The organism is Lentzea sp. NPDC054927, from assembly GCF_053610285.1.
In genome coordinates this window covers 51,696-64,105 of record NZ_JBSGXZ010000022.1, presented here as the reverse complement: position 1 = coordinate 64,105, position 12,410 = coordinate 51,696, and the positions used below count along the sequence as shown (strand labels likewise).

1 protein-coding gene (only partly in view) is annotated in these 12,410 nt (G+C 72.2%); it reads right to left on the bottom strand.

Annotated features, from left to right (window positions below):
* Positions 1–12,410, bottom strand: partial view of a non-ribosomal peptide synthase/polyketide synthase gene (locus ACWGE0_RS26385; protein ID WP_452263573.1) — the 5' portion only. 11,551 nt of this gene lie to the left of the window's left edge; only the first 12,410 of its 23,961 coding nucleotides appear in the window; its start codon is at positions 12,408–12,410; its stop codon lies off the left edge, out of view.

Below are 12,410 nucleotides of genomic sequence, written 5' to 3'. Positions count from 1 at the left end.
ATGCCCAGCGGGAACCCGGCGGCCCGCAACGCGGCGGACAACCGGACCGCGCGCATCGAGTCGCCGCCCAGGTCGAAGAAGCTGTCCTCGACCCCGGCCTCCGGCAGGCCCAGCACCTCGGCCCAGATCGCGGCGATCCTGGCTTCCACCGGGTTGCGCGGGGCCAGGCCGCCGGTGCCGCGCTCCGGATCGGGCAGGGCGCGCCGGTCCAGCTTTCCGCTGGTGTTCAACGGGAACCGGTCCAGGTGCACGAAGGCAGCCGGGATCATGTACTCGGGCAACGTCTCGGCCAGATGCGCGCGCAGCACGGCCGGGGTTTCGGCGGTACCGGTGACGTAGGCGACGAGCTCGGTGCCGCGGACGATCACGACCGCCTCGGCGACCGAGGGGTGGGTGAGCAGGCGGGTCTCGATCTCGGCCGGTTCGACGCGGTAGCCGCGGATCTTGACCTGGTCGTCCATCCTGCCGAGGAACTCGAGCGTGCCGTCCGCCTCACGCCGCACCAGGTCGCCGGTGCGGTAGAGGCGGGAGCCGGGCTGTCCCAACGGATTCGGCACGAAGCGCTCGGCGGTGAGCGCGGGCCGGTTCAGGTAACCACGGGCAAGACCCGCGCCGCCCAGGCACAGTTCACCGGCTAGTCCGGTGGGCAGCAGCACGCCGGACGGGTCGAGCACGTGCACCTGGGTGTTGGCCAGCGGCGCGCCCAGCGACATGTGCGCCGGGTCGGCCGGGATGTCGTAGCTGGTGGACCAGATGGTGGTTTCGGTGGGGCCGTAGACGTTGACCAGCTCGCGGACCAGGGGACGCAGGCGCTGGGCCAGCTCCACCGGTACCGCCTCGCCGCCGATCAGCGCGGTCACCCAGGGCAGGTCGGCGTCGGCGGCCAGCAACAGCCGCCAGCCGGACGGCGTGGCCTGCACGTGGTCCACGTCGTGCTCGGTGATCAACGCGAGCAGCGTGGCCGGGTCCTTGGCCTGACCGTCGGCGGCCAGCACGACACGACCGCCGGTGAGCAACGGCAGGAACAGCTCCAGGCCGGAGATGTCGAACGAGATCGACGTCGCGGCCAGCCACACGCCGGCAGGCGCGAGGCGGTTCCGGAAGGCGCCCAACAGGTTCCGCAACGCGCCGTGGCTGATCATCACGCCCTTGGGGCGGCCGGTGGAACCGGAGGTGTGCAGCACATAGGCCAGCGCGTCGGCGGCCTGAACCCGGACGGGCGCGGTGTCCGGGTAGGTGGCGAGCCCGGACAGCCAGGACTCGGTGATCACGACGGAGGCCTGGGCGTCCTCGACGATGTCGCGCAGCCGGGCCTCGGGAGTGCCGGGATCCAACGGCAGGTAGGCCGCGCCGGCCTTCCACACCGCGAGCATGGCGGGCAGCAGGTCGAGCGTGCGGGGCAGGTTGACCGCGACCAGCGTTTCCGCGCCCACACCAAGGGAAAGCAGGTGGTGCGCGATGCGGTTGGCCCGCCGGTCGAGTTCGGCGTAGCTGAGCGCACCGGAGCCCGCGACGACCGCCACGGCGTCCGGGGTGAGCCGCGCCTGCGCCTCGACCAGGTCCAGGGTGAGGGCTTCCGGCCAGGTGACCTCGGGTCCGGCGGCCAGAGCGAGTTGGCTGTCGAGTTCACCGGGCGGCAGGGCCTCGGCCGGGCCGTGCGGGTCGGCGGCCATCGCGGTGAGCACGGCGGTGTAGAGGGTGCCGAGCGCGGTGAGGCGTTCCGGCGAGAGCACGTCGGTGAAGGTGGACAGCTCGAATCCGTCCGGGCCCGCGATCACGTTGAGCGCGAACTCGTTCACCGCGGCTTCGCCGGTGTCCAGACCGGGGTCGGCGTCGCCGTCGACCGAGTCGTCGACCTGGTGGAAGTCCAGGTACTCGAACAACACCGAGACGAGCCGGTCCGTCCCGGCCAGCCGCTGGATCGCGGGGAGCGGGTAACGGCGGTGCGCCCAGACGGCGGTTTCCGCTTCCAGGACCTGGGAAACCAACTCCGCCCAGGTCGTAGCGCTCCGGCGGTAGGGGAGCGGGACGGTGTTGAGGTGCATGCCGAGGACCTGGTCGCCGCCTTCGGCTTCCAGTCGCCCGTGCAGCACGAGTCCGCTGTGGAACGACTCTTCGTGGGTGAGCAGGCTGAGCACCTTCAGGTGCGCGGCCAGCAGGACGCTCTTCAGTGCCGCGCCCGAAGTAGAAGCCAGGGCACGCAGGCCCGGAGTCAACATACGCAACGGCAGTTGGACCCGGTGCGGCGTCCGCGGGCCGGCGGTTCCCCACTGCGCGGGCAGCGTGACCGGCGAGTGGTCGTCCACCACGCCGGTCCAGAACCTTTCGTCGTCCTCGTCGGCCAGTGAGTCCAACTCGGCGGCCACGAAGTCCGCGTAGCGCACCGAGGCCGGCTGATGTGCGGGAACCGGTTGCCCGTCACGGACCGCGCGGTAGACCCCGAGCAGCTCCATGAGCAGCGTGTTCAGGCTCCAGCCGTCGGTGATGGCGTGGCTCTGGGTGAAGGTGACGCGCCAGGCGCTGTCGGACTCCAGGTGCACCGCGATCCGCAGCAACGGGGCCGCGGTCAGGTCGAACAGGGTCGCGCTCTCCGCGGTGAGGAAGGCCATCCCGGCCGCGCGCTGGGCGCTCTCGTCCAGTCCGCGCAGGTCGTGCACGGACACCGGGATCTCGGCGCGCGCGTGCACCAGCTGGATCGGCTGGGAATACCCGTCGAGGTGCAGCGAGGTGCGCAACACGTCGTGGCGCGCGGTCACCAGGTCCAGGGCTTGACGCAGGGCGGGCAACGAGAACGGCTGCTCGTCGGGGATCCGGAACGAACCGACGTTGTGGTAGGCCGCCGAAGCGAGCATCTCCACCACCATGCCGGTCTGCACCTGGGACAGCGGGTACGCGTCCACCACCCCGTCGGGCAGGATCGAGCGATCCACAGTGGACAGCAGTGCGAACGGCTCGGTCGCGGTCACCTCGGGCGCGGGTTCCTCCTGCTCCGCCACCAGCTCCGCGAGTTCGGCCAGCGTGCGGTACCGGAAGACGTCCTGGATGCCCAGGTCGAACCCGGCGCTGCGGAAGGCCCCGATCAGCCGGACCGCGCGGATGGAGTCGCCGCCCATGTCGAAGAAGTTGTGCGCCACGCTGACCTGGCCGGCGTCGTGGCCGAGCACGTTCGCCCAGATCGCGGCCATCTCACGCTCGGTCGCGGTGCGCGGGGCGATGTGCGCGGCGGTGGTCAGCGCGGTGCGGTCCGGTGCCGGCAGGGCGCGCTGGTCGAGCTTTCCGTTGGCGGTCAACGGGATCCGCTCGATGGTGGTGAACGCGCTGGGCACCATGTAGTCCGGCAGCGTGGCTGCAAGGTGCGCGCGCAGTTCCTCCAGCGACGGCGCGGACGCGGCGACCAGGTAGGCCACCAGCTGTCGGCCGTGCTCGGACTCGTAGGTGGTCACCACGGCGTCGTCGACCGCGGGATGTTCGGTGAGGCGGGCCTGGATCTCGCCCAGTTCGATCCGGTAGCCGCGGATCTTGACCTGGGTGTCGATGCGGCCCAGGAACTCCAGCGCGCCGTCCGGGCGGCGGCGGGTGGCGTCACCGCTGCGGTACAACCGCGTTCCGGCCGGGCCGTGCGGGTTCGGCGTGAACTTCTCCGCCGTCAACGCGGGCTGGCCGAGGTAGCCGCGGGCCAGGCCCAGTCCGCCGAGGTGCAGTTCTCCCGGCACGCCGAGTGCCACCGGGTCGCCGGTGTGGTCGAGCACGTGCGCGGTGGTGTTGGGCAGCGGACGGCCCAGCGGCACGGTGCTGTCGTGCGGCTCACCGACCGGGTGGATGGTGGCACCGATGGAGGTTTCGGTGGGGCCGTACTCGTTGATCAGCCGGTCGCGGCCGAGCAGCGCCAGCCAGTGGTTGGCGGTGGCGGGAGGCAGGGCCTCGCCCGCCACCAGCACGATCCCTGCCAGCGCGCGGGCCTGCTCCTCGGACAGCTGATGGGTCAACAGGTCCAGGTGGCCGGGGGTGAGCTTGATGAAGCTGTACGGCGCTCCTGCCAGCAGCTGCGAGCCCAGCTCGGTGAGATCCAGGTCCTCCGGCAGCAGGTGCGTGGTGCGGCCGGTCATCAGCGGCACGAACAGGTTGGTGGCGGGCAGGTCGAAGGCGATCGAGGAGAACAGCGGCGCGCCGCCCTCGGTGCGCACCAGGTCCTCCGCGGCCCAGCGCAGGTGGTTGGCCAGGCCCTGGTGGCTGATCATCACGCCCTTGGGGCGGCCGGTGGAACCGGAGGTGTAGATGACGTAGGCCAGGTGCGCCGGGTCGGTGGCCCGTTCCGGCGCGGTGTCCGGGCAGGACTCGAGACCGGTCTGGTCCAGCGCGACCCTGGTGCCCGCGAACGACGCGGACCGATCGAGGTGGCGCGACTCGGTGAGCAGCACCGCCGCGCCGCCGTCGGTCAGGGACAGGGCGAGGCGTTCGGCCGGTGCGGACGGGTCCAGCGGGACGTAGGCCGCACCGGCCTTCCACACGCCGAGCAGCGCGGGCACCAGGTCCAGCCCGCGGTCCAGGCACACGCCGACCAGCACGTCCGGTCCCGCGCCCAGCGTGCGCAGGAGGTGGGCGATCCTGTTGGCGCGCCGGTCCAGTTCGGCGTAGGAGAGCCGGTCCGCGCCGAAGCGGACGGCGACCGCGTCCGGCTCGGCGGCGGCCTGCGCCTCGATCAGGTCCAGCACGGTGTGCGTGCCGGCGAACTCGCGGTCGGTGGCGTTCCAGCGGATCAGCAGCCGGGCCCGCTCCCCCTGCGGCAGCGGGGCGCCGGTGGCGTCACCGCGCGGGTCCGCGGCCATCGCCTCCAGCACATACCGGTACATCCCGGCCAGTCGCGCGGCGTTGCGGCGACTGAGCGCGCTGGTGTACGACGCCAGTTCCAGGTGGCCGCCGACCGCGATCACGTTGAGCGCGAACTCGTTCACCGCGGCGGTCAGGTCCGTGCCCAGGTCGGTGCCGGCATCGGCGGTCAGGTCGACGAGCTCACCGTCCACCTGGTGGAAGTCCAGATAGCTGAACAGGACCGTGAGCAGCCGGTCCGCGCCCGCAATGCGCTGGATCTCCGGCAGCGGGTAGCGCCGGTGCGCCCAGATCGCCTGTTCTGCGGCGAAGGCCTGCTTGACCAGTTCGGCCCAGGTGCCCGCGCCGCGGGTGTGCGGCAGCGGCAGGCTGTTGAGGTGCATGCCCAGCACCCGGTCTCCGCCTGGCACGTCAAGGCGGCCGTGACAGACGAGTCCACTGTGGAACGCTTCTTCGGTGGTGAGCGCCGACATCACCTTGAGATGGGCGGCCAGCAGCACGCTCTTGAACGAGGTGCCCGCCGCGGTCGCCACCCGGCGCAGGCCGGGCTCCAGGTCGGAGAAGGGCACCCGGACCACGTGGCGCTCGGCCTGGCCCTTCGCGCCCCACGAGGCCGGGAGGGTGAGCGGGGAGTGGCCGGTGACCAGGCCCTGCCAGAACTCCCGTTCGGCCGCACTGTCCACAGCGGACAACTCGGCGGCGACGAAGTCGGCGTAGCGGGCTGCCGGTGCGGTGTAGGAAGGCAACGGCAGGTCGTCGCGGAAGCAGCGGTAGGCGTCCAGCAGTTCGACCAGCAGGGTGTGGTAGCTCCAGCCCTCGGTGACCGCGTGCGAGTGCGTGAAGGTGAGCCGCCAGGCCGCGTCGGACTCCAGGTGGACGGCGATGCGCACCAGCGGCGCACTGGTCAGCTCGAAGCCGCCGGCGCGTTCCGCGATGGCGAACTCACGTCCGGCCCGCTGCTTCTCCGCCTGGCTGAGCGCGCGCAGGTCGTGCACCAGCAACGGGATCTGGGCCTGGGCGTGCACCAGCTGCAGCGGGCGGGAGAAGCCGTCCAGGTGCATGGAGGTGCGCAGCACGTCGTGCCGGGCGGTGACCAGGTCCACGGCCTGGCAGAACGCCGGCAGGGAGAACGGCTGCTCGTCCGTGATCCGGAAGGAGTTCAGGTTGTGGTAGGCCACACCGTCCACTGAGGACAGCGTCTCCACCAGCATGCCGGTCTGCACCTGCGACAACGGATAGGCGTCCACGACGCCACCGGGCAGTGCGGTCCGGTCCGCGGCGCTGAGCAGCGCGAACGGCTGGACCGGGGCGAACTCCTCGGTGGGAGCGGCCTCGGTGACCGGATGCGCGCACAGTTCGGCGATGGTGCTCCACTGGTAGAGATCCTTGACCCGGTAACCGAAACCGGCCGCGCGCATGGCGGCGACCAGCCGCAGCGCGCGCATCGAGTCGCCGCCGAGGTCGAAGAAGCTGTCGGTGACGCCGACCCGCGGCATGCCCAGCACCTCGGACCAGATCTCGGCCAGCCGGGCCTCCTCCGCGGTGCGCGGCGCCACCTGCGCGGAGCTGGTGAGCGCGTCGCGGTCCGGGGCGGGCAGGGCGCGGTGGTCGACCTTGCCGTTGGGCGTCAACGGGATCCGGTCCAGCACCAGCAGGGCGGCCGGGATCATGTAGGCGGGCAGGACCGCGGCCAGGTGGGCGCGCACCTCGTCCACGTCGATCGCGGAGCCGGTCAGGTAAGCGACCAGTGCCTCGCCGCGCACCAGCACCACGGCCTCCCGGACGCCGGGGTGTTCGGTGAGGCGGGCCTGGATCTCGCCGAGCTCGATCCGGTAGCCGCGGATCTTGACCTGGTCGTCCAGGCGGCCGAGGAAGTCCAGCGGCCCGTCCGCGGCGCGCCGGGCCAGGTCGCCGGTGCGGTAGAGCCGGGAGCCGGGGGCGCCGAAGGGGTTGGGCACGAACTTCTCGGCGGTCAGGGCCGGGCGGTTCAGGTAACCGCGGGCCAGGCCGTCGCCGCCGATGGCCAGTTCGCCGGGCACGTCCAGCGCGGCGAGCCCCTGGTGCGGGTCCAGCACGTGCATCGAGGTGTTGGCGATCGGCGCGCCGAGCTGGGTGAGGTCAGTCGGCAGCGACGCGATCGGGTGCCCCGCGTTGGCCACGGTGGCCTCGGTGGGGCCGTACTCGTTGATCAACCGGTCCGGGCCGAGCACGCGCAGCCAGTAGGCGGCGGTGGCGGCGGGCAGTGCCTCACCGCCGACCAGGATCCGGGCGGCCAGCGAGGCGTTGTCGGCCTCGGAGAGCTGGTGCGCCAACAGGTCCAGGTGTCCGGGGGTGAGCTTGAGCAGGCCGAACGGTCCTGCCTCCGCCAGGGCGTGGCCCAGCTCGGCCGGTTCCGCGGTGATCAGGTGCACCGGCTGGCCGGTGACCAGGGGCACGTAGATGTTGGTGGCAGGCAGGTCGAACGCGATCGCGGAGAACAGCGGGGAGCCGCCCTCGCCGTGGCGGCCGTAGCGGTCCACCGTCCAATGCAGGTAGTTGGCCAGGCCGAGGTGGGTGACCATGACGCCCTTGGGGCGGCCGGTGGAACCCGAGGTGTAGATGACGTAGGCCAGGGTGTCCGGGTCGATGTCCTGCGCGGGCGCGGATTCCGGGTGCTTCGAGCAGTCGGTCTCGTCCAGTGGCAGCACCAGGCCCTCATAGGTGGCCGGGATTGCGGACGCGGTGGCCGTCTCGGTGAGCACGATCGGCGCGGCGGTGTCGGCGAGCTGGAAGCCGATCCGCTCGGCCGGGGTGTCCGCCTCGATCGGCAGGTAGGCCGCACCGGACTTGAGGATGCCCAGCAGCGCGGGCAGCAGCAACGGGCCGCGGCGCAGGCACACGCCAACCACGGTGTCCTGCCCGGCGCCCAGGGACTGGAGCCGGTGCGCGAGCTGGTTGGCCTGGCGGTCGAGCTCGGCGAACGTCAGCGTGATCTCGCCCGCGCGCACGGCGACGGCGTCCGGGGTGAGGGCGACCTGCACCTCGATCATGTCGAGCACGCTGGCGGCGGGCCACACCCTGGATCCGGCTCGACCGGCGGTCACGAGCGCCGCGGTGTCGCCGGCCGGCAGCACCGAGCCGGTGGCCTCGCCGCCGGTGATCATGGCCGTGAGCACGGCGCGGTACAGCGCGGACAGGCGGTCCGCGGCGGCCGGGGTGAGCGCGCCGGTGAGCACGATCCGGCCAGGACCGGCGATGGTCTTGAGGGTGAACTCGCTGGCGCCCGCGCCTGCCGAGCCGTCCAGGTCGATCAGTTCGCCGCCGACCTGGTGGAAGTCCTGGTAGTCGAACAGCACCGACAGCAGTCGTTCGGTACCGGCCAGCCGCTGGATCGCCGGCAGCGGATACCGGCGGTGTGCCCACACCCCGGCTTCGGTGGCGTGCGTGCGGGCGATCAGCTCGGCGAAGTCCCTGGCGTCGTGCACCGCGGGGAAGGGCACGGTGTTGAGGTGCATGCCGTGCACCCGTTCGCCGCCGGTGCGGGAGAGCCTGCCGTGCACCACGAGTCCACTGTGGATGGTGGTCTCGGTGCTGAGCTGGCTGAGCACCTTGAGGTGGGCGGCCAGCAGCACGGTCTTGAGCGAGGTGCCGGTGGTGGCGGCCAGGGCGCGCAGGTCCCCGGTCAGGTCGGTGAGGTCGACGGTGGTGCGCACGTCTCCGGCGCCGGGGGTGGACCAGCCGTCGGGCAGGGTGAACGGGCTGTGCCCGCTGACCACGTGCTGCCAGAACTCGCGGTGCTCCGGACTGTCCACAGCGGACAGCTCGGCAGCGATGAAGTCCGCGTACCGGATCTCGGGCGTGGCGTGTTCAGGTACGGGCAGGCCGTCGCGGTGTGCCTGGTACAGCTCCAGCAGCTCCACCAGCAGCGAGGACAGGCTCCAGCCGTCGGTGATCGCGTGGCACTGGGTGAGGGTGAGCCGCCAGGCGGTGGCCGACTCCACGTGCACCGCGAACCGCAGCAGCGGCGCGGTTTCCAGGTCGAACAGGCGGGTCCGCTCGGCCGCGAGGAAGGCCGGGGTCAACGCTCCGCTGTGAACGGTGAGCTCGGCTTCTGCGGTGGCGTGCACCAGCTGGAGCGGAGCCTCGTAGCCGGTGAGCGCGATCGAGGTGCGCAGGGCCTCGTGCCGTGCGATCACCTCGTCGATCGCGGCGCGCAGTGCGGTGGCGGAGAAGGGCTGGTCGTCGGGGACGCGGAAGGAGTTGACGTCGTGGTAGACGTTGTCCTCGTCCGCCACCAGCATCTCCACCAGCATGCCCGCCTGGACCTGGGACAGCGGGTAGGCGTCCACCAGGCCCTCCGGCAGCGCCTCGCGGTCCACTGTGGACAGCAGAGCGAACGGCGCCACGGCGGGAGCTTCCGTGCTGAGCGGGGTGGCGTGGTGAGCGAGGTCGGCCAGGGTGCGGTGGGTGAAGACGTCCCGGACCGCGACGTCCAGCCCCGCGGCGCGCAGGGCGGCGGTGAAGGCGACCGCGCGGATGGAGTCGCCGCCGAGGTCGAAGAACCCGTCGGTGACGCCGATCTCGCCGGCGGGCCGGTCCAGGACCTCGGCCAGCGCGCGGACCACGAGCTGCTCGGCCCCGGTGCGGGCGGTGACCTGGCCGGTGGCGGCGAAGGCGGTGCGGTCGGGGGCGGGCAGGGCGCGGTGGTCCAGCTTTCCGCTGGTGGTCAACGGAACGGTGGGCAGCGCGACGATGGCCGCGGGCACCATGTAGTCCGGCAGGACTTCGGCCAGGTGCGCACGCAGCGGGGTGGCATCGAACGTGCCGGTGGGGACCACGTACGCCACGAGCTGCTCGGCGCGCACGACCACGACGGCCTCGCGCACCTCCGGGCGTTCGGCCAGACGGGACTGGATCTCGCCCAGCTCGACCCGGTAACCGCGGATCTTGACCTGGGAGTCCTTGCGGCCCAGGAAGTCCACGCAGCCGTCGGTCCGGCGGCGGGCCAGGTCGCCGCTGCGGTAGAGCCGGGAACCCGGTGCGCCGTGCGGGTCGGGCACGAAACGTTCGGCGGTGAGCGCGGGCTGGCCGAGGTAACCGCGGGCCAGGCAGCCGCCGATGGTGATCTCGCCGGTCACGCCGGTGGGGACCAGTTCGCCCTGCTCGTCCAGCAGGTGCAGCGGGATGCCGGGGAACGGCAGGCCGATCGGGCTGCCGGCGCCGTCCAGGTCGGCCTCGGTGATCCGGTGGTAGGTCGTGGTGACCGTGGTTTCGGTGATGCCGTAGGTGTTGTACAGCGCGGTGCGGTCCAGCGGGCGGCCGCTGACCCAACGGCGCAGCTCGGACGGTTCCACGGCCTCACCGCCCAGGGTGATCACCCGCAGGCTGAGCCGGTCGATCCGCGGATCTCCCTGCGCGGCCAGCCGGGCGAGACCGCGGAAGGCCATCGGGGTCTGCTCCAGCAGCGTGACCCGTTGCTCCACCAGCAGGTCGAGCAGGTCCTCGGGGGAGCGAGCGGCCTCGCCGGGGATGAGCACCAGGCGGGCGCCGTGGGTCAGCGCGCCCCAGATCTCCCAGACGGAGACGTCGAAGGAGTAGGCGTGGAACTGCGCCCAGGCGTCCTCGGCGGTGAACCGGAACGGCGCGTCGGCAGCCGAGAACAGACCGGTCACCGCGGCGTGCGTGACCGCGACACCCTTGGGACGGCCGGTGGAGCCGGACGTGTGGATGACGTACGCGAGGTTGTCCGACCCGGCCAGCGGCAGCGGGTTGGTGCTGGGCTGCCCGGTGATCGCCGGGTCGACCACGGTGGCGCCGGGGAACTCGCCCTCGGTGGCGACGACCAGCTCGGTGCCGCTGTCGGCGAGCAGGTGCGCGACGCGGGCCGCGGGCAGGCCGGGAGGCAGCGGGAGGTAGGCGGCGCCGGACTTGAGCACGGCGAGCAGCGCCACGACGAGGTCCGTGCCCCGGTCGAGGCTCACGCCGACCAGGACCTCCGGACCCGCGCCCAGAGCGCGCAGGTGGTGGGCGAGCTGGTTGGCCCTGGTGTTCAGCTCGGCGTAGGTCAGCTCGGAGCCGTTGTCCCACAGGGCGATCGCGTCCGGCGTGGTGGCGGCGTGGGACTCCACGAGCTCGTGCACGCAGCCGCTGGCGAGCGTGGCCGGGGTGTTGAACCCGAGCAGCTCGGCACGTTCGGCCGGCGCGAGAACGTCCACAACGGACAGACGGCGATCCGGGTCGGTGGTGACCGCGTGCAGCAACCGCTGGAAGTGGCCGGCGGTGCGCTCGACGGTCGTGCGGTCGAACAGCGCGGTGGCGTAGGTGAGCTGACCGGTGAGGCCGCCGTCGGCGGTCTCCTGGAGTTCGAGGGACAGGTCGAACTTGGCGATCCTGTTGCCGGAGTAGGCGGTGACGTCCAGACCGGGCAGGTCGAACGCGGTGGACCGGTCCTCGTGCAGCACGAAGTCGACCTGGTACAGCGGGGTCCGGGACAGGTCGCGCTCGGGCGCCAGTTCGTCCACCAGGCGCGCGAACGGCACCTCCTGGTGGTCGAAGGCGGTCAGCAGCGTGCCCCTGGTGCGGTCGAGCAGACCGCGGAACGTCAGGTCCCCGGTCCAGGCGGCGCGGACGACGAGGGTGTTGATGCTGTAGCCGACCAGCTCCTGCAACTCCGGACGACCGCGGCCGGACACGGTGACGCCGACCGGGATGTCGGTGCTGCCGGTGAGCCGGGCGAGCAGGGCCTGGAACGCGGCCAGCAGCACGGTGTACGTGGTGGTGCCGGTGGCGGTGGCCAGCGCGCGAACCTGGTCGGCCAGTTCCGCGGAGAGGGTCAGCGGAACCAGATCGCCTCGCCAGTCGCGCACCGCGGGACGCGGGCGGTCCAGTGGGAGCGGCAGGGGTTCCAGGCCGGAGAGCTGGGACCGCCAGTAGTCGAGCTGGGCGCGCAGGGTGTCACCGGTGAGCCGCTCGGTCTCCCAGGCGGCGAAGTCGGCGTACTGCACCGCGAGCGGTTCGGCGGACTCGCCGCGGTAACCGCGGCTCAGCTCGCCGGCGACCAGCCGGATGGACCAGGCGTCGCAGGCGATGTGGTGGAAGGCGATCACCACCACGTGCTCGCCCGCGGCCCGGCGCAGCAGGCGGGCGCGGAACGGCCAGCGCGTGGCCAGGTCGAACGGCTCGGCCAGCTCGGCCTCCACCGCCCGGCGAACATCCTCATCAGACTGTCCACTGAGGTCGGTCGCCGGCAGCTCGACCGGCGCGATCGGGTCGATCACCTGGTGGGGTGCGGTGCCAGCGAGTTCGTAGCGGGTGCGCAGGACCTCATGCCGGTCCACGATCTGCTGCCATGCGGCCCGCAACCTCGGCGCGTCGAGCTCGCCGCGCAGGGCGAGCACCAGCGGCACCACGTACTCGGCGCTGTCCGGTTCCAGGCTCTGCAGGAACCACATCTGCTGCTGGCCGGACGACAGGGCCAGCGGGCGGGAGCGGTCGGCCTGGCCGATCCGGGTGCGACGGCCGGCGGCGCGCCCGGCGAGGCGGCGGCGCAGCAGGTCCGCGCGCAGGTCGGCCGCGCCGGTTCCCAGCTGATCGTCCACGCTCAT